This is a genomic window from Aeromonas eucrenophila, from assembly GCF_000819865.1.
In the GTDB taxonomy this organism is placed as follows: Bacteria; Pseudomonadota; Gammaproteobacteria; order Enterobacterales; family Aeromonadaceae; genus Aeromonas; species Aeromonas eucrenophila.
On sequence record NZ_CDDF01000008.1, the window covers coordinates 19,701 to 44,302 of the forward strand.

General features: G+C 61.4%; 23 protein-coding genes and 1 riboswitch. Of the genes, 10 read left to right on the forward strand and 13 right to left on the reverse strand.

Features of this window, described 5'->3' with window-relative positions; translation table 11 throughout:
• Positions 1–10 precede the first annotated feature (10 nt).
• The 4 genes from BN1124_RS09105 (at position 11) to BN1124_RS09120 (ending at position 3,709) form a co-directional block, all read left to right on the forward strand.
• Positions 11–217: a bacterioferritin-associated ferredoxin gene (locus tag BN1124_RS09105; protein WP_042641189.1), complete on the forward strand. Its 207-nt coding sequence runs from the start codon at positions 11–13 to the stop codon at positions 215–217.
• Positions 218–374: 157 nt separating this feature from the next.
• Complete coding sequence (gene bfr, locus BN1124_RS09110; protein WP_042641191.1) at positions 375–854, forward strand: bacterioferritin; 480 nt, start codon at positions 375–377, stop codon at positions 852–854.
• Between the two features lie 202 nt (positions 855–1,056).
• On the forward strand, positions 1,057–3,162 hold the full coding sequence (locus BN1124_RS09115) for a DUF885 domain-containing protein (RefSeq protein WP_042641193.1): 2,106 nt from the start codon (positions 1,057–1,059) through the stop codon (positions 3,160–3,162).
• 88 nt (positions 3,163–3,250) lie between these two features.
• A complete protein-coding gene (locus tag BN1124_RS09120; RefSeq protein ID WP_033129472.1) occupies positions 3,251–3,709 on the forward strand; it encodes a methylglyoxal synthase in 459 nt (152 codons plus the stop codon).
• A 64-nt stretch (positions 3,710–3,773) separates the two neighbouring features.
• On the opposite strand, the gene BN1124_RS09125 is transcribed toward BN1124_RS09120, so the two are convergent.
• Complete coding sequence (locus tag BN1124_RS09125) at positions 3,774–4,361, reverse strand: superinfection exclusion B family protein (protein ID WP_042641196.1); 588 nt, start codon at positions 4,359–4,361, stop codon at positions 3,774–3,776.
• Between the two features lie 203 nt (positions 4,362–4,564).
• Positions 4,565–4,672, forward strand: a riboswitch (yybP-ykoY riboswitch).
• 88 nt (positions 4,673–4,760) lie between these two features.
• Here BN1124_RS09125 and BN1124_RS09130 point away from each other — a divergent pair.
• Positions 4,761–5,747, forward strand: coding sequence for a sodium:calcium antiporter (locus BN1124_RS09130; protein ID WP_042641197.1), 987 nt, complete (start codon positions 4,761–4,763; stop codon positions 5,745–5,747).
• A gap of 88 nt (positions 5,748–5,835) precedes the next feature.
• Here the strand turns inward: BN1124_RS09130 and ansB are convergent, their stop codons facing one another.
• The 9 genes from ansB to BN1124_RS09175 form a co-directional block, all read right to left on the reverse strand.
• Positions 5,836–6,894, reverse strand: coding sequence for an L-asparaginase 2 (ansB, locus tag BN1124_RS09135; protein ID WP_042641440.1), 1,059 nt, complete (start codon positions 6,892–6,894; stop codon positions 5,836–5,838).
• A gap of 128 nt (positions 6,895–7,022) precedes the next feature.
• On the reverse strand, positions 7,023–7,217 hold the full coding sequence (locus BN1124_RS09140) for a heavy-metal-associated domain-containing protein (protein WP_033129475.1): 195 nt from the start codon (positions 7,215–7,217) through the stop codon (positions 7,023–7,025).
• A gap of 62 nt (positions 7,218–7,279) precedes the next feature.
• Positions 7,280–8,242, reverse strand: coding sequence for a LacI family DNA-binding transcriptional regulator (locus BN1124_RS09145; protein ID WP_033129476.1), 963 nt, complete (start codon positions 8,240–8,242; stop codon positions 7,280–7,282).
• A 130-nt stretch (positions 8,243–8,372) separates the two neighbouring features.
• On the reverse strand, positions 8,373–9,512 hold the full coding sequence (locus BN1124_RS09150; protein WP_042641199.1) for a carbohydrate porin: 1,140 nt from the start codon (positions 9,510–9,512) through the stop codon (positions 8,373–8,375).
• Between the two features lie 197 nt (positions 9,513–9,709).
• Positions 9,710–10,639 carry an ROK family protein gene (locus BN1124_RS09155; protein ID WP_042641201.1) on the reverse strand — a complete coding sequence of 310 codons (930 nt, stop codon included), beginning with the start codon at positions 10,637–10,639 and terminating at the stop codon, positions 9,710–9,712.
• A gap of 11 nt (positions 10,640–10,650) precedes the next feature.
• Positions 10,651–10,962: a PTS N,N'-diacetylchitobiose transporter subunit IIA gene (gene chbA, locus BN1124_RS09160; RefSeq protein ID WP_042641204.1), complete on the reverse strand. Its 312-nt coding sequence runs from the start codon at positions 10,960–10,962 to the stop codon at positions 10,651–10,653.
• Between the two features lie 66 nt (positions 10,963–11,028).
• Positions 11,029–12,414 carry a glycoside hydrolase family 1 protein gene (locus BN1124_RS09165; protein WP_042641207.1) on the reverse strand — a complete coding sequence of 462 codons (1,386 nt, stop codon included), beginning with the start codon at positions 12,412–12,414 and terminating at the stop codon, positions 11,029–11,031.
• 54 nt (positions 12,415–12,468) lie between these two features.
• On the reverse strand, positions 12,469–13,797 hold the full coding sequence (locus tag BN1124_RS09170) for a PTS sugar transporter subunit IIC (RefSeq protein ID WP_042641208.1): 1,329 nt from the start codon (positions 13,795–13,797) through the stop codon (positions 12,469–12,471).
• A 40-nt stretch (positions 13,798–13,837) separates the two neighbouring features.
• Positions 13,838–14,143 carry a PTS sugar transporter subunit IIB gene (locus BN1124_RS09175; protein ID WP_033129482.1) on the reverse strand — a complete coding sequence of 102 codons (306 nt, stop codon included), beginning with the start codon at positions 14,141–14,143 and terminating at the stop codon, positions 13,838–13,840.
• A 264-nt stretch (positions 14,144–14,407) separates the two neighbouring features.
• Here BN1124_RS09175 and BN1124_RS09180 point away from each other — a divergent pair, with 264 nt between their 5' ends.
• A complete protein-coding gene (locus tag BN1124_RS09180; RefSeq protein ID WP_033129483.1) occupies positions 14,408–15,703 on the forward strand; it encodes a PTS sugar transporter subunit IIC in 1,296 nt (431 codons plus the stop codon).
• 109 nt (positions 15,704–15,812) lie between these two features.
• Here BN1124_RS09180 and BN1124_RS09185 read toward each other — a convergent pair whose 3' ends face one another.
• Positions 15,813–16,763, reverse strand: a complete 951-nt coding sequence (locus BN1124_RS09185) for an AEC family transporter (protein WP_042641209.1) — start codon at positions 16,761–16,763, stop codon at positions 15,813–15,815.
• A gap of 129 nt (positions 16,764–16,892) precedes the next feature.
• On the opposite strand from BN1124_RS09185, the gene treR reads away from it, so the two are divergent.
• From treR to BN1124_RS09205, 4 genes are all read left to right on the forward strand, one after another.
• Entirely contained in the window at positions 16,893–17,840 is a 948-nt protein-coding gene (gene treR, locus BN1124_RS09190; RefSeq protein ID WP_042641211.1) for a trehalose operon repressor TreR, read from the forward strand.
• A gap of 191 nt (positions 17,841–18,031) precedes the next feature.
• Complete coding sequence (treB, locus tag BN1124_RS09195; RefSeq protein ID WP_042641212.1) at positions 18,032–19,462, forward strand: PTS trehalose transporter subunit IIBC; 1,431 nt, start codon at positions 18,032–18,034, stop codon at positions 19,460–19,462.
• A 91-nt stretch (positions 19,463–19,553) separates the two neighbouring features.
• The gene (treC, locus tag BN1124_RS09200) at positions 19,554–21,215 is read left to right on the forward strand and encodes an alpha,alpha-phosphotrehalase (protein WP_042641214.1); all 1,662 of its coding nucleotides are present in this window, start codon (positions 19,554–19,556) and stop codon (positions 21,213–21,215) included.
• Positions 21,216–21,872 (forward strand): sugar O-acetyltransferase, encoded by a 657-nt coding sequence (locus BN1124_RS09205; RefSeq protein WP_156128229.1) that lies wholly within the window; start codon positions 21,216–21,218, stop codon positions 21,870–21,872.
• A gap of 91 nt (positions 21,873–21,963) precedes the next feature.
• Here the strand turns inward: BN1124_RS09205 and BN1124_RS09210 are convergent, their stop codons facing one another.
• Positions 21,964–22,560 (reverse strand): Yip1 family protein, encoded by a 597-nt coding sequence (locus BN1124_RS09210; protein WP_042641216.1) that lies wholly within the window; start codon positions 22,558–22,560, stop codon positions 21,964–21,966.
• A 345-nt stretch (positions 22,561–22,905) separates the two neighbouring features.
• Positions 22,906–24,249: a potassium channel family protein gene (locus tag BN1124_RS09215; protein ID WP_042641218.1), complete on the reverse strand. Its 1,344-nt coding sequence runs from the start codon at positions 24,247–24,249 to the stop codon at positions 22,906–22,908.
• Positions 24,250–24,602 lie beyond the last annotated feature (353 nt).

Below are 24,602 nucleotides of genomic sequence, written 5' to 3' on the forward strand. Positions count from 1 at the left end.
GGTCAGTATTATGTACGTGTGTTTGTGCCGCGGCATCACAGATACCCAGATCCGCAAAGCGGTACAGGCAGGCAAGACAGAGTTCAGGCAGCTGAAGCAGTCACTGGAAGTCGGTGCCCAATGTGGCAAATGTGTGCGCATGACCATGGAGATCATCGCCACCGAACTCGACAAGATTGAATCGGATCAGGCTCCACTTTATTACGAAGTGGCCTGATACCCCTCTTCTCCGCATTCTGATCCGTCAGCCGGATCTCCATGTGTTCAGGCGAGTGAAATCGTCTGCCCTCTTATTGTCATCTTTCTGGACTAAGCTCTAGGGATCGATGCCTCAGGCTCACATAGCCGCGGCACGAACATAAGGAGTAATGTCGATGAAAGGAGATCCCAAAATCATTGCCCACCTCAACAAGGTGCTGGCCAATGAGTTGGTTGCCATCAACCAATACTTCCTGCACGCCCGCATCTACGATGACTGGGGCCTCAAGGGGCTCGGGCACAAGGAATATCATGAGTCCATCGATGAGATGAAACATGCCGATGAACTGGTCAAGCGGGTGCTGTTTCTGGAAGGACTGCCCAACTTGCAGGATCTGGGCAAGTTACGCATCGGTGAGACGGTAGAGGAGATGCTGCGCTGCGATCTTTCGTTGGAAATGGATGCCATTCCCGACCTGAAAGTGGCCATCACCTATGCCGAATCCGTCCATGATTACGTCAGCCGCGACCTGTTCCAGGAGATCTTGGAGGACGAGGAAGAACACGTGGACTGGCTGGAGACCCAGCTCGATCTCATCGAACGCATCGGTTTGGAAAACTATCAGCAATCCCAGCTGCATTCGGCATCATCCTGAATAGTTATGCCGTGAGCCTCCTCCTTCCCAACCCGCTCCGGCGGGTTTTTTCATCTTTGAACGCATAGCTTTTCATCAGGCTTATCCATATGAAATTCAACGCTATTTTTGTTAAGTGAGTCGCAAAAGGCGGTTGTCTGACGGTGCACTATTGGAGCCCCTTAATGGGACTCATAATAACAAGGCATTAAAGGACTAAACCATGCACTTCTCACTCGACAAGGTGGCGCTGGGTTGCGCCATCGCCCTCTCCCTCACCGCCTGCAACGATAACAGCTCCAAGGCACCGGCGGATCCCGTCGCCACCAAGGCGACCCTGATGCACACCATGGACGAAGCCCTGCGCGAGAGCCAGGCGCTGGATCCCTACGGCTTCGCCATCGATGAACAGAGCATCGCCAAGCGCAAGGCGCTCGACGGCTCCCTGCTCAAGCGGCTGGATGCCCTGGACGCGAGCGTGCTGAGCGAACGGGATCGGCTGTTCTACGACATGATCCGCTGGGATCTGCGGATCAATCTGGAAGGTTACGGCCTGCCCCAATCTCAGATCCCCATCCATCACTTCCGCAACCGGGTGGTGGATCTGGCCGATGAGGTCGGGGCCACGCCTGCCAGCGGCAGGGCGGCACGCACCGTCGACGGTGGCTTCGACTACTTCGCCCAGAGCTCGGCCGAGCGGGTGGCACCGGGGGATGCCAGCTGGCGACGGGATCTCGACCGCACGGCCGCAGCCCCGGCGCAGGCCGCCAAGGCTCGGGCAGCCACGGCACCGCTGGCCTGGTATCAGGAGCACCTGAGCTGGCTCAAGGCCTATGACGCCTATCTGGCCGAGGTGAAGCATCAGTTCGAACTCGGCAGCGCCCGGGGCAATACCCTGCCGGATGAGCTGGTGGATCGGCTGCTGGCCCAGCTCAATAGCAAGCTGGATGGTGAGGCGATTGCGGGCTCCTACCTCGGCTGGCAGCAGTTGCCCGGCGAGGCTGACGAGGCGCTGCGCACCGACTACAAGGCCGTGCTGGACAGCATCAATGGCCGCTATCTGGCGCTGCGAGACTATCTGGATTACCAGCATGGCGGTGCCTACGGGGTGCGTCTGGGCAGCGGCGAGTGTGATGACGGCTTCTGCGGCATGACGGATGGTCGCGACTGGTATCGCTGGCTGCTGAAGAAGCACACCACCACCGAGATGACACCGGAAGAGGTGCACGAGCTGGGGCTGACCGAGGTGACCCGGATCTTCGGCGCCATGGTCAAGGTGTGCCACACCGTCGGCAAGTGCGACAGCGAGGACGTGGCCCAGAGCAAGCAAAGCGGCCAGATCTACGCCTTCTTCCGCTACCTCAACGAACCGGGCTTCTTCTACCAGAACCCGCTGGCGGCCTGGTCCGCCGGTCTGAACCCTGACAACGCGGCCGGAGCCGCTCTGAGCGCGCCCCAGCAGCAGGCGCTGGCCGAGCATGAGCGGGCACTGCGGGAGTACAACGCCTTCAAGAGCAAGGCGGCGCAGGTGCTGCCCGACTTCTTCGATGCCGAGCGCACCATTCCCAAGCTGGATTACGACGTCGTGCCGGTCGCCTATGAGGATGCCCCCTACGGCGGTGTCGCCTGGTATCAGGATGGCAACCCCCAGACCGGTCGCAAGGGCCAGTTCTTCCTCAACACCTACTACCCCTATGGCCTGCAGAGCTGGAACATCAGCACCTTGCTGGCCCACGAGGGGGCGCCCGGCCACCACTTCCAGATCACCATAGCCCAGGAGCTGGCGGCCAAGGATCCCGACTTCCCGCAATACGTGGCGAACGCCTCCTATACCGCCTATGCGGAGGGCTGGGCGCTCTACACAGAGTATCTGGCGGATCACGACATGGGCCTCTATCAGGGGCGCGGTCTCTACGACCCTGCGGTGGGGGATGTGAAGGTCGAGGGCTCCCCTGCCTTCAACAACCAGCTGCAGTACTTCGGGCGCCTCAACGAGGAGATGCTCAGGGCCATGCGGCTGGTGGTGGATACCGGCATCCACTGGTATGGCTGGAGCCACGACAGGGCCGTCGGCTACATGCAAGAGAACTCGGCGCTGGGGGCGGGAGACATCAGCTCCGAGGTGCCGCGCTACATGGCCTATACCGGCCAGGCTACCTCCTACAAGGCGGGTCAGCTGGCCCTGATCCGGATGCGGGAGTCCGCCGAGCAGGCCCTGGGCGGTAGTTTCGATCTCAAGGCCTTCCACCACCAGGTGCTGGAATACGGCATGCTGCCCATCTCGGTGCTGGAGCAGAAGAACCGGCAGTGGATAGAAGAGTCGAAGTGATCACAGATACGGCGCCCGGCAAGGCAGCGGGCGCCGCTTTCGATTAGGATACGGCTCAATTACCTTCACATTGCTACGGAAGACCTCCATGGAACTGATTGCACGTGAGATGGCACCCCACAAGCGGGTAGCCCTGGTGGCTCACGACAACATGAAAACCCCCTTGCTGAACTGGGTGCTGCGCCGCAAGGAGGAGCTCAAGCTCCACCACCTCTATGCGACCGGCACCACGGGCACCCTGCTCGGCAAACAGGCGCAGTTGCCCATCACCTGCCTGTTCTCGGGCCCCATGGGTGGCGACCAGCAGCTCGGCGCCCTGATCGCCGAGGGCAAGATCGATGTGATGATCTTCTTCTGGGATCCCCTCAATGCCGCGGCCCACGATCCGGACGTAAAGGCATTGCTGCGTCTGGCGGCGGTGTGGAATATTCCGGTCGCCACCAACGAGGCGACCGCGGACTTCATCATGGACAGCCCGCACATGCAGCGCGCCTTCAGCATACAGGTGCCGGACTACGCCGGTTACCTCAAGGCGCGCACCGAGTAACCAACGCCAGACAGCAAAAAGCCGGACAATGTCCGGCTTTTTTTATGTCAGGCTGACGACAGGCTTAACGTTGCAGGCTCTTCTGGGCGAACTTGGGCCTGGCGTTCATGATCTGCTCCACCTGCTCGTCACTCATCTTGCCCCGGGACAACCCCAGCACCTTGTAGGTGAGCAGCGGCCGGGCCGACAGCGCTATCATCAGCGCGCGGATCTGGTTCTCGTCTTCTTTCTCCCGCACCGGCTTGCCATAGGCGTAGGTCAGTACGCCGGCGTCCATCAGGTTTTTGACGGCAGGCTCGGTGATCGGCAGGTTTATGACGCTTTTGCGCTGCAGCACGAACTCGCGCAGTACCGCCTTCTCGTTGAAGTCGAGGAAGCCGATCATCTGGGCCAGCTGACCCTGTTGACGGCGGGACTGCCACTCGTCACAGGCCCATTCCCAGAAGATCAGGAAGGCCTGACTGCAGAAGTAGGAGATGGCGATCAGCATGCCGACCCCGAGCCAGGCGGCGTGGGTCGTGGCCCACTGGCTGACCGCCCCCTTCATCAGGCCGGCCGGGAACAGCAGAATGATGCTGCAGCAGAGCAGCAGCCAGACCATGAGCCAGTTGAGGCGGTTCAGCTGATAGAAATGTTGGATCCACCGTTTCATCGTTCATCCTTCCCAGAGCATTGTGGACAGTAGACAACTCAAAGCAATCGTTGTGCCAAGGCGAAGATCTCCGGGAAAAGATCGGGATCCTCATCGTGAAGTCTGTCTGCTGGCGCTGGATGGAGGTTACATCCCCTTACAACTTGTTGAGTGGATGAGCGCCAATTTGCCTTGTGAGGGGCTGCCCAACTTGGTAAAAAGCCCGCACTGTCATTGGGGAGTAGCAACCCGCCCGTGATCCGGGCAGGGCTCATGTCAACATTCTTGGATCTGCCGATCCATGGCATGGGCGGCGATAGCATCTATCGCTCTGCAAGACCTTTGGCCTCGATATGCACGCCAGCCGGGTGAGCCGTATCGGGTCCATCGGTTGTTCTGCTCGCCCGGCGGTTGCACACCATGCTGATTACCCTGCTGTTATTCCTGCTCTCTGCCGTCACCATCTATCTCGCCTGCGAATATTTCGTCAACGGTATCGAATGGACAGGCCATCACTTCAAGGTCTCCCAGACCGCCACCGGCTCCCTGCTGGCGGCCCTCGGCACGGCCTTGCCCGAATGCATCGTCACCCTGACCGCCCTGCTGATGGGGGATGCCCCCGTCCAGCAACAGATCGGGATAGGCGCCGCCCTCGGCGGCCCTCTGGTGCTCTCCACCATCGGCTACTCTGCCGTCGGCCTGACCCTGCTGCTGTACATGAGCCCTGAGCACAGGGTCATGGAGGACGAGGTGCAACGCGCCATAGGCCGGGATCAGCGCTGGTTTGTCGGCATCTTCCTGGTGGCGGTGGCCCTCGGCATGGTGACTTTCACCGGCAAAGCCTGGCTGGCCCCGCTGTTCGTGCTGATCTACCTGGTCTATGTGCGCCGCGAGCTGCAGCAGACCGACAGCCACGAGGTCGAGCTGCCCGAGCCCCTCAAGCTGGCCCCCGGGGCCGGGATCCCGCCGCTTCGCAAGGTATTGCTGCAAACCCTGGTGGCGCTGGTGGTGGTGGCGCTGGCGGCTCAGCTGTTCGTCCATCAGCTGGAGAGCATGGGCGAGCTGCTTGGCCTCTCTCCCGTGCTGGCTGCCCTGCTGCTGAGCCCGGTGGCGACCGAGATGCCGGAGCTGATGAACGTGCTGATCTGGGTGCGCCAGGGCAAGCATCGGCTGGCACTGGCCAACATCTCTGGCGCCATGATGATCCAGGGCACCATTCCCAAGGCATTCTGTCTGCTGTTTACCCCCTGGTTGCTCGACCGCACCATGATGGTCTCCTCCCTGGTGACCCTGCTGGCGGTGCTGATGCTGTGGTGGGGCTTTCGCCGTGGGCGGATGACGGCGGGCAAGCTGGCCTGGGTGGGGCTGGTGTACCTCGGTTTCGGCGGCTGGCTGATGCTGGCCTGAGGGGCCGGCAAGACGCAATGGAAAAGGGCAGGATCCGATCCTGCCCTTTGTTTTCATGACGTGATGTCAGTTGGGCCTAGCCCCGGGATCAGAACTCCTGGAACCAGCGCTGGATCTGCTTGGGATCCTTGCTCTGGGTCAGGGAGAGCATCAACAGGATGCGCGCCTTCTGCGGGTTCAGGGTGCCGGCGGCCACGAAGCCGTACTTGGCGTCGTCGATCTCGGCGTCCAGGGTGGTGGCACCGGTCGGCACGCGGGCGGAGCGCACCACCCGGATGCCATCCTCGCTCGCCTTGGCCAGGGTATCGAACAAGGTATGGTAGAGGTTGCCGTTGCCCACCCCGGCGCTGACGATGCCGTCAAACTTGGCATCGACCAGGGCCTTGGCCGGCAGATCGCTGGCGTTGGCATAGTTGTAGACGATGCCGACCTGGGGCAGCTTGTCGAGCTTGCTCACGTCGAACGGGGTCTTGCTGGTGTGCAGGCGGGCCGGGCTGCGCTGGTAGTCTATCTTGCCGTTGTGGATATAGCCGAGCGGGCCGAAGTTCGGGGCGGCGAAGGTCTGCACCCCTGTGGTGTTGGTCTTGGTGACGTCGCGGGCATCCAGCACTGTGTCGTTCATGGCGACCATGACGCCACGGCCCTTGGAGCTGGGATCGGAGGCGGTGACCACGGCGTTGTAGAGGTTCAGCGGGCCGTCGGCACTCATGGCGGTGGAGGGACGCATGGCGCCGACCAGCACTACCGGCTTGTCACTCTTGACGGTGAGGTTCAGGAAGTAGGCGGTCTCTTCCATGGTGTCGGTGCCGTGGGTGATGACGATGCCATCCACGTCATCCTTGGCCAGCAGCTCGTTGACCCGCTTGGCGAGCTTGAGCCACACCTCGTCGTTCATGTCCTGGGAGCCTATCTTGACCACCTGCTCCCCCTGCACCTCGGCCACGTTCTTCATCTCGGGCACGGCGGCGATCAGGGTCTCGATGGCCACCTTGCCGGCCTCGTAGTTGGACTGGGTTGCAGACTGCCCCGCCCCGGCAATGGTGCCGCCGGTCGCCAGTATGTGCACGCTGGGCAGCGCCATGGCCAGGGGGGAGAGGGTCATGCCGAGTACGGTGGCGAGCAGGGTCTTGCGGATAGGGAGGGTCATGCTGCAATCCTTCTGGGTGGTTGATTGCAGCATTTTTATTCTTTTTAAACCGAATTTAAGTGATCACTCTCACCATTAAAAACAAGCAAACAGAATATTAGTCTGTTTTTTACCTCTATGGTGTTAGTTCACTCTACCGAGAAGCCCTTGGCCTCGATCAGGGCGACGATCTCGGCCTTGCTCAGCTCGCTCTCGACCACGGCCTTGCGGCTGTCGAAGTCGACGCTGGCCTGTGTGACGGCGCTCTGGGCCAGCAGCGCCTTCTGCAGGCTGGCGGCGCAGCCACCACAAGACATGCCGGATACGGTGAGTTCGATAGTCATGATTGCTCTCCTCTGTGGGTGTTTTCTCAGCCTAAAGCTGCCGCCAGCGGCAAGGTCAAGCCTCAGCGCGCCACCACGGATTCACGTACGATGAGGCGACCGTGAAACTTCAGCTGCTCATCGGCGGGAAGCAGGCTCTGGGCCAGCTGCGCCTGCAGCAGACGCACGCACTCCTGCGCCAACCGCTCGCTCGGGTATTCGATGCAGGTGAGGGGCGGCGTCAGCTGATCCGCCAGCGGGGATCCCTCCAGGCTGATGACGGAGACATCCTGGGGGATGTTGAGGTTGAATTCCCGCAGCAGCCGCATGGCTTCGGCGGCCAGGGTATCGTGCTGCACCACCAGCGCGGTGAACGGCAAATAGCGGTTGAGCAGGCCGAGCAGGGCCTGCTGGTTGCCGGTGCCATCGATCACCAGCTGGCCGTTGTAGGGCAGCGACTGCTGCTGCAGCGCCTGCTGGTAACCCTGAATGGCATGCTTCCCGGCCGGGGAGTGTTTGTCGTCGAGCATCAACACCAGCTGACGGTGCCCCTTGCCGAGCAGGAAGCGGCAGGCACTCTCGGTAGCGAAGGTCAGGTCATAGCAGAGGTTGAGGTTGTCCGAGTCGCTGACACCGTCGAGCTGGATCAGCCTGTCATCCGCCTGCAGTGCCTGCTTGGCACCGATCACCAGCACCCCATCGCAGCGCCCCCCCAGCAACTCGTCGACCGCTTGCTGCTGTTGGGCCAACCCTTCGGCGAAACGCACCAGCATGCTCTTGCCGGCCCCGGTGAGGAAGCCGTCGATCAGGGGCAACATGCTGGCAAGGTGTCCCCCCAACTGGGGAGAGAGGATGACGCCGATGCAATCGGTCGCCTGGGTGGCGAGGGAGCGGGCGGTCGCATTGGGACGAAAATTTAGCTGCTCCGCCGCCTGCAGCACGGCCAGCCGGCTCTCCTCACGCACTCCGCGAGAGCCGCTCAGGACGCGGGAAACGGTGGCTTTGGATACATTCGCGAGACGCGATACGTCGGTAATATTGGCCATGGCTTCATCAACGGTAACCGGTTAACAGGTTTCCATCCTAGCACAAGCCGATGCCGGCCGGTAAGGGTTGCCTCGTTGCGCCAATGGAAAAGGGGAGCCCGGGCTCCCCTCTGTCATGCAGGCTTTCAACTCAGAAGAAGTACTTGAAGCGCACGCGGCCGCCGTAACGGTCGATATTGTCCACCTCGCTGCTGTCGACATTCAGCTGCGACCAGTAGGCCCCCAGATAGATGTCGAAGTTGTTCAGATCCAGCACATTGGGGATCTTGTAGGAGGCGTAAACGGTGTTGATGGTGTGCTTGCCGATCATCTTGCTGAAGTCGGCGCTGTTGTTGTTCAGGTTGGCGCTGCTGATGTCGTTGATGGCGTAGATGTAACCCAGACCGGCGTTGTGCCAGATGAGGTTGGCACCGAGGGTGGTATCGGTTTCATCTTCGGCATCCATGCGGGCCGCGTTGGCGTTGATGACCAGGGCATCCTGGGTCCAGCTGGTGGTGATGCCGTAGCCCATGCGATCGGATACGGAGACATCGTCACTGGTCACGATGGCGTCGTTGATCACGTTGCCCTCGGCGCCCAGCGCAACCTTCAGATTCTCCCCCTTCCAGGCGACGACCGGACGCACCATGATGGAGTCCTTGGCCTTGGTCAGCGCATAGCCATGGTACTGCTGACCGGCGAACAGGTTGGTGCGATCCCCGATCAGGGTGGAGAGCTCCAGATACCAGTTACCCGTCTCTTTGTTGAGCAGCAGCTGACCGCCCTTGCTGGCCCGGCCGCGGCCTTCCTTCAGCATGTAGACGTAGCCGTTGCCATCGGAGTAGAGATCGTTGGCGCTGTCGCCAGAGTGCTCGACGAAGATGTCCTGACCCAGCGGGAACATGTCATAGGCCTCGAAGCGACCGACCTTCATGCCCCAGTTGCTGCGCTGACCGAAGCCCAGGTAGGCATCATCGGCACCGGCGCCACCGTTGGTGCCTATGGTGGGCTGGATCTGGATCTGGCCGTAGCGACCATCCTCCAACTCCCTTACCCCCTGGAAGTTCAGCAGCAGGCGGCCGTCCTCGTCCCAGCGGTCGCTGCGGGTCTCGCTGGTCTGACCCAGCACGTTGCCACGGGTGGTGTTGGAGGCGTTGAGGTTGATCTCCGCATCGCCCCCCAGGCTCAGGCGCCCAAAGTCCGTGTTGGTCTCCACCACGGCATTGGCCATGAAAGGAGTGCTCAGGGCCAGGATGGCGATCAGCTGGGCGGACAGGTTCGTCAGTTTCATTATTATCATTCCTTGAGTTTTATGATTTTGATATATAAGCGTTTATTTATTTGTCTCTCCGAAGAGAGGGCAAATTCGGGCATGCCTTTCCCCCATCGCTGGGCAATGTGAGGCAAGGAACATGGGTGGTGCGGGGTGGGCAGGGCCCCGCGTGCTAACTCAGGGCGGGCATCGACGCCTTCCCCTTCGGGCGGGGATCAGAGGGCCCATGTCGCGACTCCTTCGCTGCAACTGGGCAACCAGGCGGCCCCCCGCACCCCGCTGCTGTCCCCATAGCGGGCGGGCAGCAGTCGGGTGATGCAGCGATCCGAGAACAGATAAGGCTCCAGCGCCGCGGGCAGCTCCCGATAGAGGGCATCGAGGTTGGAGAGGCCGCCGCCAAACACGATGACATCCGGATCCAGCACGTTGATCAGGCTGGCCACGCTGCGACCGAGGGCACCGATGAAGTGCAGGTAGTGGGCGTGCGCCTCGGGGTTGCCCAGGGCCGCCGCCGCCATGATCTCCGGGGTGCTCATGCTCACCCCGTGGGCCTGGTTGAAGCGGGTGCTGAAACCGGTACCGGAGACGAACCGCTCTATGCAGTTGTCGCGGCCGCAGTAACAGGGCTGAGCCGGGCCATCCAGCGCCGGATCGTAGCCGGGCAAGGGGTTGTGGCCCCACTCCCCAGTGATGGCGTTGGGGCCGACCATGAGCTGACGGTTGACCACCAGTCCCCCGCCGCAGCCGGTGCCGAGTATGATACCGAACACCAGTCGCCCCGCCTCTCCGGCCCCGTCGACGGCCTCCGACAGGGTGAAGCAGTCGGCGTCATTGGCGATGGCAACCGACTGACCCAGCACCCGCATCAGATCGCCCTTGAGGTCCTGGCCGTTGAGAAACAGGCAGTTGGCATTCTTGATGCGACCGGTCTGCGGGCTGACCGCGCCGGGCAAGCCGATGCCGATGCTGAAGGGGCGATCCAGCTCCTGGCGTATGCCCTCCACCAGCTGGGTGATGGCGGCCAGGAAGTCGGCGTAGCCGCTGGTCGGGGTCGGGATGCGCTTGCGCAGCAGGCTGACGCCTTCATCATCGAGCAGCTGTGCCTCTATCTTGGTGCCCCCGATGTCGAGTCCGAGTCGCAACATGATGGTGTCCCTCAGGCGGCCAGCTTGCGGTGCAGCTCGATGAGCTCGGTGACCAGCTCCCGGGCGAGCATGGCGGTCATCAGGTGATCCTGGGCGTGTACCAGGATCAACTTGACCGGGATCTTGCCCTCCCCCTCATCCGCCTCGATCAGCCGGGTCTGCACGGCATGGGCGGCATTGGCGGCCTCGGCGGCCTGGCGCAGCAGATCGTCTGCCTCGGTAAACTGGCCGGCCCTGGCCTGGCGCAGCGCCTCGAAGCAGAGGCTGCGGCTCATGCCGGCGTTGATGATGAGACCCATGACAGTCTCTTCCAGATCGAACATACACACTCCTTGGTGATAGCACCGGCCCCGGGCCGGCGCGCTCTCTATACGGGTCTGACGGAATAATCAGTCAAAGCCATTCTCGCGGGCGGCGGTGGCGAACCACTGACCGCTCTTCTTGATGCGCCGGGTCTGGCTCTCCAGCTCCAGCTCGATGAAGCCGTAGCGATTCTTGTAGGCATTGCTCCAGGACCAGTTGTCGATGAAGGTCCAGAGGTGATAGCCCCGGCACTGGCAGCCCTCTTCCAGCGCCTTGTGCAGCCAGATGAGGTGATCCCGGATGAAGCCGATGCGGTAGTCATCCTGGATCTGGCCATCCTCGCCCTTGAACTTGGCCTCCCCCTCGACCCCCATGCCGTTCTCCGAGATGTAGCTCGGGATGTTGCCGTAGTGGTCGCGCAGGTTGGTGAGGATGTCGTAGACCCCCTGCTCGTAGATCTCCCAGCCCCGGTGCGGGTTCATCTTGCGACCCGGCATCTCGTAGTAATCGAAGAACCACTCCGGCATGAAGGGGCTGGCGGGGTTGACCGCGTTGCTGCGCGCCTTGATCCGGCGCGGCTGGTAGTAGTTGACCCCCAGCAGGTCTATCTTGCCCGCCGCCAGCAGGGCCTTGTCCCCCGGTTCGCAGGCCGGCAGCTGGTCATACTCCTCGAGCAGCGCCACCAGCTCGGCCGGGTATTCCCCCTTGACCGCCGGATCCAGGAAGCTGCGGTTGAACATCAGATCGGCGATGTTGGCCGCCTTCAGATCCGCCGGATGTTGCGAGCGCGGATAGGAGGGAGTGAGGTTCAAGATGATACCGATCTGGCCATCCTGGCCGAGCAGGCGGTAACGCTGCACCGCCGTGGCGTGCGCCAGCATGGTGTGGTAGGCCACGGTGGCGGCGCGGCGAAAATCCACCACGTTCGGATAGTGGAAGTCGTAGAGGTAGCCCCCCTCCACCGGCACGATCGGCTCGTTGAAGGTGAACCAGTGCTTGACCTTGTGACCGAACAACCGGAAGCAGGTCTCGGCGAACTCGGCGTAGGCGGCGACCACTTCCCGGCTCTCCCAGCCCCCCAGTTCCTGCATGCTCATGGGCATGTCGAAGTGGAACAGGCAGATGAAGGGCTCTATCCCCTCGGCCTTGAGCTCATCGAGCATGGCGTCATAGAAGGCGACGGCCTCCGGGTTCGGCTCTCCCCGTCCCGCCGGGATCAGCCGTGACCAGGCGATGGAGGTGCGAAAACTGTTATGGCCAAGCTGGCGCAGCAGGCGGATGTCGTCGCGAAAATGCTCATAGAAACCGGACGTCTGCGCCGGCCCAACCTGCTGGTGGAAGCGATTGGGGGACTGCTCGAACCAGTGATCCCAGATGGTAGGCGCCTTGCCCCCTTGCTGGCTGGCACCCTCCGCCTGGGCGGCGGACGAGGCACTGCCCCACCAGAACTGTTCAGGAAAACGGTATTGCATCTGTTGTTACTCCAGGCTTGAAAAGAGAGGCCGCCAGGCGGCCCCGGCAGGCAATCAACGGCTGGCGGCCGCCGCCAGCGGACGCGCTTCCACGCGGTCGGCTTGCTCTTCCTGTTTGAGCAGGGTGCGCTCATAGGCTTTCAGGAAGGGGTAGTACATGGCCGCGGCGGAGCACATGCACAGCAGGCTCAGCACCATGGGGCTGATGGCCCAGTTGGCGGCCCAGGAGGCACCGATGGGGCCGGGTGTGGTCCAGGGGGTGAGGGAAACCACCCGCTCGACCAGGCCGAAGTCCAGGGCAAACCAGGCCAGGGTGGCGTTGATCATGGGCACCAGGATGAAGGGCAGGAAGAAGACAGGGTTCATGACGATGGGGGCACCGAACAGGATGGGTTCGTTGATGTTGAACAGGCCCGGCACCACGCCCATCTTGCCGATGGATCTCAGGTGCGCCGCCTTGCTGCGCAGCAGCAGGAAGGCCAGCGGCAGGGTGGAGCCGACGCCGCCGATCAGCAGGTAGTGATCCCAGAAACCCTGCAGGAAGATGTGGGGCAGTGCCTCACCCGCCGCCATGGCGGCCTGGTTGTTGGCCAGGTTGGCCATCCAGAACGGGTTCATGATGCCGGTGACGATCAGGGCGCCGTGGATCCCGGCGAACCAGAGGATCTGGCACACCAATACCGCCAGCAGCATGGCAGGCAGGGAATCGGAGGCAGCCACCAGCGGCTTGACCAGGGACATGATGGCCTCAGGCAAGATCATGCCGGTGGTGTTTTCCAGCAACAGGTTGAGGGGGTGCAGGGTCAGGATGATCACCAGCACCGGGATCAGCACCTCGAAGGATCGCGCGACGCCGGTCGGCACCTGGGGCGGCAGCTTGATGGTGATGTTGTTGCGCTTGAGGAAGGCATAGACCTCGGCCGCATAGATGGCGGTGATCAGGGCCGTGAAGATCCCCTGGCCGGAGAAGTACTGCATGGAGATGGCGCCATCCTTGACCGGCGCGGCCACCAGCATGAAGGACATCAGGCAGAGCAGACCCGTGGTGACCGGATCCAGCCCATTCTGGCGGGCCAAGCTGGCCCCTATCCCCACCGAGATGAACAGGGTCATCAGCCCCATGCTCAGCTGGAACGGCAACAGCAACTGGGGTTGATAAGTCGCCGAGAAGTCAAGCCAGGCGCGGGCGAAGCCCCACTGGGTCTGGGGTGAGAAAGGGGGGAAGATGAACACCAGCATGAAGCTGCCGACGATCATGAAGGGCAAGGCGGCGATGAAGCCATCACGGATTGCCTGCACATATTTTTGCTGGCCAATCCGCCCGGCCAGGGGGCTGACCCGGTTTTCTATGGTACTGACAAAGCGTTCGTAAAGGGTGTTCATGAAGGTTTCCTTGTGACTTTCACTGGTTGGAGTCTGCTCATCAGCCGATCAGGGTGAGGGCGTGGTCGAGGACCTTGTCACCCCGTTGCATGCCGTAATCCATCATGTTGATGGTGTCGACCGGTACGCCGTGGGCGGCTGCCCGCTGCTGCAACTCGGCCTGCATGTATTTGACCTGGGGCCCCAGCAGCACGACCTGGTAGTGCGGCATCTGCAGATCGAACTCTGCCGCCCCGAAGGCCTGTATCTCTGCGCTCAATCCCCGCTTGTCCGCTTCCTCTTTCATCTTCTTGACCAGCAGACTGGTGGACATGCCAGAGGAGCAGCACAACATGATCTTTTTCATTTCCCGATTCTCCAGACGTTCGTAACGGACGGGGCATTCTTGATCGAACGGATTTAAATTGGAAACCGGTTTCCATAACTCATCCGTCGATGTGTGAGCGAGATCGGTAATTTCCGGTCCGGAGCGGCTGGAAGTGTGAGCGAAGTAATGAAATGGCAAAATGGTCGCGGATATTACGGAAACGGAGCAGCAAAATCGTCAGAATGGAGCCAAAGCCCCGGGATGACAGGGGATGAAAAGCGAAAAGGGACGGAAAATAGAGTGATGAACCTGCAATGGATGGCAATGCTGGTCGGCATGATTGAGCAGCGCATGGTACCGTTTGCCAATTGGCTGACCCGCAGTCGCCATGTGCTCTCGTTACGGGATGGTTTTCAGTTGGCCATGCCCTTCGTCATCGTCGGCAGCCTGCTGGTGCCCATACTGTTTCCCCCCATCTCCCCCGACACTCCGCACGCCTTCGGGCAGTGGCTGCACTGGCTGGCGCGGGAGCTGCACCCCTTTCTGTTTCCGGTCTATTCCCACACCCTGGGGCTGGTGGCGCTGATCATCGCCTTTGGCTCGGCCTCCAGCCTCGCCAAGGCCTATGAGATGCCGGAGCGGCTGTGCGGCCTGGGGGGCTGCATGGCGTTTCTGATGCTGATCGACTTCCGCTCGCTGCAACCCGGGGTGTTTGGCTATCTGGGGGGCGCCGGGATCTTCACGGCCCTGCTGATGGCGTTCTATTCGGTGGAGGTGACCCGCTTCTTCTATCGCCGCGGCTGGTATATCAAGATGCCGGAGGAGGTGCCGGTGATGACGAGGCGGGGCTTTCAGCTGATAGTGCCGCTGCTGTTCACCATGCTGTCCCTGAGCCTGTTGCGGCTCTGGCTGCAGCAGCAGTTCGGCATCAGCCTGCCGGATTTCATGGCCTCCCTGTTCCGTCCCCTGATAGTGGGGGCCGACACCCTGCCCGCCCTGCTGATCACCCTGCTCATCGCCCACCTGCTCTGGTTCATGGGGATCCACGGCGCCCTGATAGTGACAGGCCTGCTGTCACCCTTCTGGATGGCCGGGGTGAGTGCCAACCAGGCGGCGCTGATGGCAGGAGAGCCCCTGCCCCACATCTTCTTGCAGGGCTTCTGGGACTATTACCTGCTGATCGGGGGCATAGGCACCACCTTGCCGCTGGTGTTCATGGCCATGCGCAGCCGCTGCCACTCCATCCAGTCGGTGGGCAAGCTGGGCTTCATTCCCTCCATGTTCAACATCAACGAGCCCCTGCTGTTCGGCTTTCCCATCATAATGAACCCGCTGTTTTTCCTGCCCTTTATCGGCGTGCCGCTGATCAACGCGGTGATCGCCTGGCAGCTGACCCAGTGGGGTTTCCTCGACCGGTTCATCGCCCTGCTGCCCTGGTCCATGCCCTCTCCCCTCGGCGCGGCCTGGGCGGCGAACGGCAGCTGGAACAACGGCTTGATGAGCCTGGTCTGCATCCTCAACGGTTATGTGCTCTACCGCCCCTTCTTCCTCGCCCACGAGAAGATGGTGCTGGAGCAGGAACGCGAGCGGCTGGGCTGACGGGTTATCCCATCAGCCCGAGTTAGTTTATCGGGGCGGCTCTCAGGCCGATGTTCAGCTGTGAGTGCAAGGCAGTAACGATTACGACGGCAAACAGGTTGGCACCTGGCTAGCCCATTAACCCGAGGTAGTTCATCAGGGCGGCCCCCAAGCTGGTACTCACCAGAGAGCCCAAGGTGGTGGTGGCGATAATGTTCGCGGCCAACACGCTGTCGCCGCCCATGGCGCGGGTCATCACATAGCTGGCAGCCGCCGTCGGGGTGGAGCTGATGAGAAACAGTATGCCGAGGGCCTGGGTGCTGAAACCGAGCGCCCAGGCTCCCGTCACCAGCAGCACTGGGATGCAGAACAGGCGGTTGGCGGTGGCCCAGCCGGTCAGGGTGGCGCCGCCGCGCAGGGCCTTGAGGTTGAGGCTGGCACCGGTGCAGAGCAGGGCCAGCGGCAGCGTCATATTGGCAAAATAGTTGCCGGTGTTGATGACCAGCGACGGCAGCTCTATGCCGAGCAGACCGAACGGCAGCGCCGAGAGGATGGCGATGATGAGGGGGTTTTTGACTATCCCCTTCAGGATGGGCTTGATCCCCCGCCCGCCCCCCAGGCTGCGGGTGAGGGTGATGACAGCGAGTATGTTGTAGAGCACGGTCACCGCCCCGACCAGCAGGGCCGCGGCGCCTATCCCCTCGGGCCCATAGGCATTTTGCACATAGGCCAGCCCCATGATCCCCATGTTGCCGCGAAAGCTGCCCTGCACGAAGATGCCGCGCAGTTTCTGCTCGCTGATGAAGCGGGCAGCCAACAGCTCGAGCACCAGGAAGCCTGCCAAAGTGCCCAGCAGGCCGTAGAGGATGAGCCAGGGGCTCGGCATGGTGGAGAAATCGGTGCGCACCATGCTCAGAAACAGCAGGGCTGGCAGGGTGACCTGGAACACCAGGCGGGAGGCGGACTCAACGAAGCTGTCCGGCAACAGGCCGAGACGCTTGAGCCAGATGCCGAGCAGCAGCACCATGCAGATGGGGCCTGTGATGGAGAGGGAGAAGTGCAGACTTGCCAACAGATCCATGATGCGCGTCCTGTGCGATGCGAGCGGCAGGCCGCCAGCCGGAATGGAGAGGCCATTCTAGCGTCATGGGCTTGTATTCACAGGGGTTAATCACAACAATGTGGGCAATTCCCTGCCTGAGCACCCGATATGGAAAAGAAACTGACCATCCTCGACATCGCCCGCCTCTCTGGCGTCGGCAAGTCGACCGTCTCCCGGGTACTCAACCAGGATCCCAAGGTCAAACCCCAGACCCGGGAACGGGTGGAGCAGGTCATCGCCGAGCACGGCTTCGTGCCGAGCAAGTCGGCCAGAGCCATGCGCAGCCAGAGCCAGCAGGTGGTGGGCATCATAGTCTCCCGGCTCGACTCGAGCTCGGAGAATCAGGCGGTGCGCGGCATGCTGGAGACCCTCTACCGCCATGGCTACGACGCCGTGCTGATGGAGAGCAAGTTCTCCCCCGCCAAGGTGCACGAGCACCTGGCCGTGCTGGAGCGGCGGGGGGTGGACGGCATCATACTGTTCGCCTTCAACGATCTCGACTATGCCGCCATGGCGCCACTCAAGGAGAAGCTGGTGCTGATGGCGCGGGAGCATCCGGGTTTCTCCTCGGTCTGCTTCGACGACGCCGGCGCCGTGCACACCATGCTGACCCAGCTGGAGCGACGCGGTGCCAGCGACATCGCCTATCTGGGAGTCGATACATCGGATCTCACCACAGGCCAGCGCCGGCTCGACGCCTATCTGGCCCACTGCACCGCACGGGGGCTGAAAGCGCGCAGCGCGCTCGGGGACCTCAGCCTGCAGAGCGGCTATCGGCTGGCGGCCGAGCTGCTCACCCCAGGCACCCAGGCGCTGGTCTGCGCCAGCGATACCCTCGCCATGGGGGCAGCCAAATACCTGCAAGAACAAGGGCGTAGCGAGGTGCTGGTGACCGGCCTTGGCAACAACCCCCTGCTAACCTTCCTCTTCCCCAACGCCCTCAGCCTGGATCTCGGTTACAAAGGTGCCGGCGAACAGGCCGCCCGCCAGTTGCTCGGCCAGATCGAGCAAAACCTATCGCCGCAGGCCACCATAGCCCCCTGCCAGCTGCTGTGAGCCCCATCACTGCGCATTGAGCAAAATTCACCCGTTTTGTGATATCCACCACGAAATGGGAACGTTCCCATTTTGATCGAGAAGAATTGGTAGCATGCTAAATAGGAACTATACCGAGAATGCTCGGGTCGGCAGATTGGCCCCAAAGAGCGATGCATACCAAACTCACTGGAGTCACAGAGGGAAGACTCATGTCCAAGATCAACGCACAACATCTGGCCCAGCTCATCGACAAGATCGGCGGCAAGGAGAACATCGCCACCGTCAGTCACTGCCTGACCCGACTGCGCTTCGTGCTCAATGACCCGGCCAAGGCCGACAGCAAAGCCATCGAGAAGATCCCTTCGGTCAAGGGAAGCTTCACCCAGGGCGGCCAGTTCCAGGTGGTCATCGGCACCGAGGTGGAGTATTGGTACAAGGCGCTGACCAGCGAGATCGGCGTCAGCGGGGCCAGCAAGGACGCCGCCAAGAATGCCGCTCGCCAGAACATGAACCCGCTGGAGCGCGCCATCTCCCACATGGCGGAGATCTTCGTCCCCCTGCTGCCCGCCATCATCACCGGTGGTCTGATCCTGGGTTTCCGCAACGTCATCGGCGACATCAAGATGTTCGACGATGGTACCCATACCCTGGTCGAGATCAGCGCATTCTGGGCGGGGGTCCACTCCTTCCTCTGGTTGCTGGGTGAGGCCATCTTCCACTTCCTGCCGGTCGGCGTCTGCTGGTCCACCGTGAAGAAGATGGGGGGTTCCGAGATCCTGGGGATAGTGCTGGGGATCACTCTGGTGTCGCCGCAGTTGATGAATGCCTATGGCATCGGTGGCTCTATACCCGAGGTATGGGACTTCGGACTCTTTACCATCCAGAAGGTCGGCTACCAGGCCCAGGTTATTCCCTCCATCCTCGCGGGTGTGGTGTTGGCCTGGCTCGAAACCAACCTCAAGCGCATCATCCCGGCCTACCTCTACATGGTCATAGTGCCGTTTGTTGCCCTGTTGGTGACGGTGGTGCTGGCCCACACCCTGATAGGCCCGTTCGGTCGCTGGATTGGTGAAGGTGTAGGCTATGCTGCCCGAGCCGCCATGACAGGTTCCTTCGCTCCTATTGGCTCCGCTATTTTCGGCTTCCTCTATGGTCCTCTGGTCATCACCGGCATCCATCACACGACGAACGCCGTGGATCTGCAGTTGATGAAGGACATCGGTGGCACCCCGATCTGGCCGCTGATCGCACTGTCCAACATCGCCCAGGCATCTGCTGTGGTGGGTATCATACTGATCAGCCGCAAGGCAAATGAGCGTGAAATCTCGGTGCCCGCTGCCATCTCCGCCTACCTCGGCGTGACCGAGCCGGCCATGTACGGCATCAACCTCAAGTACAAGTTCCCCATGCTGTGCGCCATGATCGGCTCGAGCTGCGCGGCCCTCATCTGTGGCTTCGCTCATGTGATGTCAAACGGCATAGGGGTGGGCGGCCTGCCGGGCATCCTCACCATCAAGCCCGAGTTCTGGGGTGTCTACGCCATCGCCATGCTGGTGGCCATCGTCGTCCCCATCGCGCTGACCATGCTGCTCTACAAGCGTCATCAAGCGACCGGCAAGTTGGCCGTGGATGAGGCCTGATCCGGCACATCGATAACAACAGCACGGCGCAGCCCCAGGGCTGCGCCGTTTACATTTCAAGTCTATTCATACGCAACACGAGGAATGACTCATGAGCCAGACTCCTTGGTGGCAAAGCGCCACGATTTACCAGATCTACCCCAAGAGCTTTCAAGACTCCGGCGCCCGCGGCACCGGCGATCTCAAGGGGATCATGGCCCGCCTCGACTATCTCAAGACCCTGGGGGTCGATGCCCTCTGGCTGACCCCTGTCTATGTGTCCCCCCAAGTCGACAACGGCTACGACATCGCCGACTACCTGAATATCGACCCCGCCTACGGCACCATGGCGGACTTCGAAGCCCTGCTGGCGGCGGCCCATGAGCGCGGCATCCGCATCGTGATGGACATCGTCGTCAACCACACCTCCACCGAACACGCCTGGTTCAAGTCCGCCCTCGGGAATAAAAACAGCCCCTACCGCGACTACTACATCTGGAAGGATCCGGTGGATGGCGGCGTCCCGAACAACTGGATCTCCAAGTTTGGCGGCAGCGCCTGGGAGCTGGATGCGGCGACCGGCCAGTACTATCTGCACCTGTTCGCCCGCGAGCAGGCGGATCTGAACTGGGAGAACCCGGCGGTGAGGGCGGAAGTGAAGAAGGTGATCCACTTCTGGGCGAAGAAGGGGGTCGACGGCTTCCGCCTCGACGTCATCAACCTCATCTCCAAGGATCAGGCCTTCCCGAACGACGACAGGGGCGATGGCCGCCGTTTCTATACCGACGGGCCGCGCATCCACGAGTTCCTGCAGGACATCAGCCGCGACGTGTTCGCCCCGGTGGGCGCCATGACGGTGGGGGAGATGTCCTCCACCTCGCTGGAAAACTGCCAGCGCTATGGCGCCCTCGATGGCTCCGAGCTCTCCATGGTGTTCAACTTCCATCACCTCAAGGTCGACTACCCGAATGGCGACAAGTGGACCAAGGCGCCGTTCGATTTCCTCGAACTCAAGCGCATCTTCGACCACTGGCAGAGCGGCATGCACGGCAAGGCCTGGTCGGCGCTGTTCTGGTGCAACCACGATCAGCCGCGCATCGTCTCGCGCTTCGGCGACGAGGGCGAGCACAGGGTCGTTGCCGCCAAGATGCTGGCCAGCACCCTGCACGGCCTGCAGGGTACTCCCTACATCTATCAGGGGGAGGAGATCGGCATGACCAATCCGGGCTATGCCAGCATCGACGACTACCAGGATGTGGAGAGCCGCAACATCTTCACCATCAAACAAGCCGAAGGCATGAGCGAGGCCGAGATCCTCGCCATCCTGGCCGCCAAGTCGCGGGACAACTCCCGCACTCCCATGCAGTGGAGTGCGGCCCCCAACGCCGGTTTCACCACCGGCACCCCCTGGCTCAAGCCCGCCGCCAACTACCCGGCCATCAACGCCGAGGACGCGCTTGCGGACACCAACTCCGTGTTCTGGCACTACCGGGATCTGATCCAACTTCGCAAGGCGCACCCCGTCTTCACCCAGGGGGATTATCAGGAGCTGCTGCCGGGCCACGACCGCCTCTGGGCCTATGCCCGCTATTGGCAGGGCAAGACGCTGCTGGTGGTGAGCAACTTCTACGGCGAGGCGGTGGACTTTGCCCTGCCCGCGGGCATGCAGGCAGGCAAGGGACACCTGCTGCTCGGCAACTACCAAGACAGCCCGGCGCAGCCGCAATCCTGCACCCTGCGCCCCTATGAATCCCTGATCTGGCTGGTGGAATAGATGACTGAAGCAACGACAAAGGCGGCGACCCGCAAACAGAGCGCCACAGTGCAGAAGAAAGAGCGCGGGGCCGAGTGGCACAAGATGGTGGCGGGCCAACCCTATGATGCGGCTGACCCCGAGCTCAAGGCCGCGCGGGAGCGCTGCCGCGCCCTCTACCACAGCTTCAACACCCAGTGGCAGGAGAAGCCGGAGCGCGATGCCCTGCTGCAAGCATTGCTCGGTAGCCGTGGCGACGCCTGCGCCATCAACCCGCCGTTTTTCTGCGACTACGGCGCCAACATCCATCTGGGGGAAAACTTCTACGCCAACGTCAACTGCACCATCCTCGACGTGTGCGAGGTGCATATCGGCGACAACGTGCTGCTGGCACCCGGGGTGCAGATCTACACCGCCGCCCACCCGGTGGCGGTGGCCCCGCGCGTGGCCGGAGTCGAGTTTGGCAAGCCGGTGCGCATCGGCAACAACGTCTGGATTGGCGGTAGCACCGTCATCTGCCCCGGCGTCACCATAGGGGACAACAGTGTGATCGGCGCAGGCTCAGTGGTGACCAGGGACATTCCGGCCAACGTGGTCGCCGTCGGCAACCCCTGCAAGGTATTGCGATCCATGACCGCCGAGGAACTGGCAGGCATGCAGCAGATGAATCAGCCATAAAATGGTTGGATATAAGAATAAAAGAAGGCGCCATTGCGGCGCCTTTGTTGTTTCTGCTAATCAGTCCGAATGGAGCAGTGATCCCCGTGGCCTAGGTAAACACCGGACCAAAGCCCGATCCCCACAAAATGGCCGTGGTGGCCAGCACGCAGACCAGCAGCACCAGGCCGACCGTGACCACAGAACTCGCATAGATGAAGCCCTGCTCCTTGGGGATGTGCATCAGGATGGGCACCCCTATATAGAGCAGATAGACAGAATAGCTGAGCCCGATGAGGCCGATGAGCATGACGAACCAGAGGTGCGGGAAGAAGGCGGAGAAGCCGACCATGAACAGCGGGGTCGAGGTATAGGCCGCGAGCTCCAGCGCCGTCGTGTAGCTGGGGTCCGAGCCGAAGGTATGACCCATCCAGTGCACCAGATAAGAGAGGGCGAACACGCCGACGACGAGGGCGAGATACATGGCCACCGACAACACGAAGGCGCTGTTGGCGGTCAGGGTGATGGGCTCGCCAACGCCTATGCTCCAGCCGATGTGTACGGCGGAGTAGTAGGCGCAGACGGATGGGATAAGGGCCACTATCAGGATATGAGTCAGACTGTTTCTAAAACTGTCGTGCCTCTCGTCTATGGTATGCCATTCGGTGTGAGGATGGGCATACAATCCCCATAAGTGATTCAATATCATAGCGTTATTCCTTCTCAGCTTGAATTGTGGATCTTCCTGTACCGCTCTCGCTCCTCTGTCTGCTCTCTTCTGTCTGTTCTCTTGCATCGCCCGGCAGGCCATCCATCGCCTCCGGCTGATAGCTTTAAATAAAGTCGCACCAGACCCCATGCGTCAAGGCAGGGAGTGGGAAGCGCAGAAACAACAAAGCCCGGCATGATGGCCGGGCTTTGGAACCAATGTCGTACGCTGGGCTTGATTACCCCAAGGTGGAATCAAGCGTCCATTACCTTCTTCGAGTCAGGGCTGTGCCCCACTCGCCCCAGGGTCGCCGCCTTGCGGACAACAGCAGAGTCGGCGCCCCCATCAATATTGCTTGGTCTTCGAGGCAAAGCCCGCCAGGAAGAGACCGGTCAGAAACATGCCGCTAAAGGCCTCTATGGCCGACAACAGCTGCAGCGGCGACGAGGTCTGGGAGATATCCCCATAGCCGAGAGTCACGAAGGTCACGATGCTGAAGTAGAGGGAGCGACCGAGATGGCCATGGGTGACCGACTCCGGCGCCAGAAAATAGGTCAGGGTCGCCAGCAGAATCACCCCCATGGACATCAGCAGGCTTCTGATCGGCCGCTCGCCAAAGCCCCAGGTGATGAAGCTGATGAACTTGGAGCCACACTTGAGATAGCACAGCAGGGAGAGCAGGCCTTTTCGCAAGATGCCGCCCCGCAGCCAGCGCTCCTTGAACAGCTCCCGTGGACTCGCCAGCGACTTCATCTCGTGCAGCTTCTCTTTGTAGTAGCACTCACCGGCATCGACGGTATCCCCCACGCTGGAGAAGATACGCTTGGCATTGCGATACAGCTTGCTGGCCTCGCTGTGATCGATCCGGCCATTTTCGTTATAGACGACCTGCACCTTGTCCAGGTTGGTGTGCTCCATGGTGGCATCGAAGCTCTTGGCGCTCACATGGAAGTTCTGCAACACGGCTCTGGAAGAGTGAAATCGTATCTCCTCGCACTCTATGGTGAAGTCCTGGAACACCCCGTCCTCCAGCGCCAGCTCCCGCTTCTTGGCCCAGGCCCTGTGATCCCACAGCAGGGAATCGAACAGATCCAGACCAATCACGCCGCCGTTTATCCGCACTCCCTTGGCCGAGCAGTGCCACAGATAGACCTTGGAGTTGTTGATGGCGCCGTCCAGGGAGAGCTCGTCGAGACAGGTGAAATCGAGCAAACGGCCGGAGATGATGGGGCTTTTGAGCTCGATGCCACCGATGTTGAGCAGCCGATGCTTGCCGAGCACCTGTGCCTCCCCCTTGTTGTTTTCGGAGACCGACAGCAGGCTCTGCACCCGCTTGGCGGCTTCCTTCCCATACTTGCCGCTCAGCCACATGAGGTAAGGCTCGAAGCGCGATTCTGAGCGGATGAGCCCGCTCTTGCGCAGGGACTCCAGCGCGCTCGACGCTGTCTCGTACAACCTTGTCTTGTCATCGCTCATGTAGACGCAGAGGCTGAGCACGCAGCGCGAACTGATGAAGCGGGCGATCCCTATCTGGAAGATCACCTGCTTGTCGACCTTTTGCTCGGCCATCCAGTCGTCGAAATGGGGCAACGACGTCACCAGCAGCTCCCAGATATGCGGGTAGTCATTCTCCCGGCGCCATGCATTGAACTGCTCGGGGGAGAGCTGCCAAAGCTCGGTTGCATTCATACATTACCTCGATAGCAAATAGGTCCTGCCAGGCAGCATCAGAAAGAGAGGGTCATGGGTCTGAAGCCTTGGCCTGTTGGCTGGCCTGATGCTGGGGGAAGTGGCACTGTGGACGTCCGTCACGCCACCATACTAGGCGAGAAGCATAAGCTAAGTCACTGACAGGGAATATATAAAAGGGAAAGGCACGACAGTTTGGCGTAAAAAGGACGGGGAATGAACATCAGGTGAAATACCTGGTGACCAAGGCCATACCGTTCACTTGGGTAACCCAGTCTGGGCAAGTGCCATCACAGCCCCTGTGTCCAGCTCGGGTCAGGCAGGCGGAAAAGCAAGAGGGGATGCCTTGGCAT

What these genes read in the sequence shown, in the direction of transcription:
- BN1124_RS09105 (WP_042641189.1), top strand. Translation starts at nt 11, where the DNA reads ATGTACGTGTGTTTGTGCCGCGGCATCACAGATACCCAGATCCGCAAA.
- bfr (WP_042641191.1), top strand. Translation starts at nt 375, where the DNA reads ATGAAAGGAGATCCCAAAATCATTGCCCACCTCAACAAGGTGCTGGCC.
- BN1124_RS09115 (WP_042641193.1), top strand. Translation starts at nt 1,057, where the DNA reads ATGCACTTCTCACTCGACAAGGTGGCGCTGGGTTGCGCCATCGCCCTC.
- BN1124_RS09120 (WP_033129472.1), top strand. Translation starts at nt 3,251, where the DNA reads ATGGAACTGATTGCACGTGAGATGGCACCCCACAAGCGGGTAGCCCTG.
- BN1124_RS09125 (WP_042641196.1), bottom strand. Translation starts at nt 4,361, where the DNA reads ATGAAACGGTGGATCCAACATTTCTATCAGCTGAACCGCCTCAACTGG.
- BN1124_RS09130 (WP_042641197.1), top strand. Translation starts at nt 4,761, where the DNA reads ATGCTGATTACCCTGCTGTTATTCCTGCTCTCTGCCGTCACCATCTAT.
- ansB (WP_042641440.1), bottom strand. Translation starts at nt 6,894, where the DNA reads ATGACCCTCCCTATCCGCAAGACCCTGCTCGCCACCGTACTCGGCATG.
- BN1124_RS09140 (WP_033129475.1), bottom strand. Translation starts at nt 7,217, where the DNA reads ATGACTATCGAACTCACCGTATCCGGCATGTCTTGTGGTGGCTGCGCC.
- BN1124_RS09145 (WP_033129476.1), bottom strand. Translation starts at nt 8,242, where the DNA reads ATGGCCAATATTACCGACGTATCGCGTCTCGCGAATGTATCCAAAGCC.
- BN1124_RS09150 (WP_042641199.1), bottom strand. Translation starts at nt 9,512, where the DNA reads ATGAAACTGACGAACCTGTCCGCCCAGCTGATCGCCATCCTGGCCCTG.
- BN1124_RS09155 (WP_042641201.1), bottom strand. Translation starts at nt 10,639, where the DNA reads ATGTTGCGACTCGGACTCGACATCGGGGGCACCAAGATAGAGGCACAG.
- chbA (WP_042641204.1), bottom strand. Translation starts at nt 10,962, where the DNA reads ATGTTCGATCTGGAAGAGACTGTCATGGGTCTCATCATCAACGCCGGC.
- BN1124_RS09165 (WP_042641207.1), bottom strand. Translation starts at nt 12,414, where the DNA reads ATGCAATACCGTTTTCCTGAACAGTTCTGGTGGGGCAGTGCCTCGTCC.
- BN1124_RS09170 (WP_042641208.1), bottom strand. Translation starts at nt 13,797, where the DNA reads ATGAACACCCTTTACGAACGCTTTGTCAGTACCATAGAAAACCGGGTC.
- BN1124_RS09175 (WP_033129482.1), bottom strand. Translation starts at nt 14,143, where the DNA reads ATGAAAAAGATCATGTTGTGCTGCTCCTCTGGCATGTCCACCAGTCTG.
- BN1124_RS09180 (WP_033129483.1), top strand. Translation starts at nt 14,408, where the DNA reads ATGAACCTGCAATGGATGGCAATGCTGGTCGGCATGATTGAGCAGCGC.
- BN1124_RS09185 (WP_042641209.1), bottom strand. Translation starts at nt 16,763, where the DNA reads ATGGATCTGTTGGCAAGTCTGCACTTCTCCCTCTCCATCACAGGCCCC.
- treR (WP_042641211.1), top strand. Translation starts at nt 16,893, where the DNA reads ATGGAAAAGAAACTGACCATCCTCGACATCGCCCGCCTCTCTGGCGTC.
- treB (WP_042641212.1), top strand. Translation starts at nt 18,032, where the DNA reads ATGTCCAAGATCAACGCACAACATCTGGCCCAGCTCATCGACAAGATC.
- treC (WP_042641214.1), top strand. Translation starts at nt 19,554, where the DNA reads ATGAGCCAGACTCCTTGGTGGCAAAGCGCCACGATTTACCAGATCTAC.
- BN1124_RS09205 (WP_156128229.1), top strand. Translation starts at nt 21,216, where the DNA reads ATGACTGAAGCAACGACAAAGGCGGCGACCCGCAAACAGAGCGCCACA.
- BN1124_RS09210 (WP_042641216.1), bottom strand. Translation starts at nt 22,560, where the DNA reads ATGATATTGAATCACTTATGGGGATTGTATGCCCATCCTCACACCGAA.
- BN1124_RS09215 (WP_042641218.1), bottom strand. Translation starts at nt 24,249, where the DNA reads ATGAATGCAACCGAGCTTTGGCAGCTCTCCCCCGAGCAGTTCAATGCA.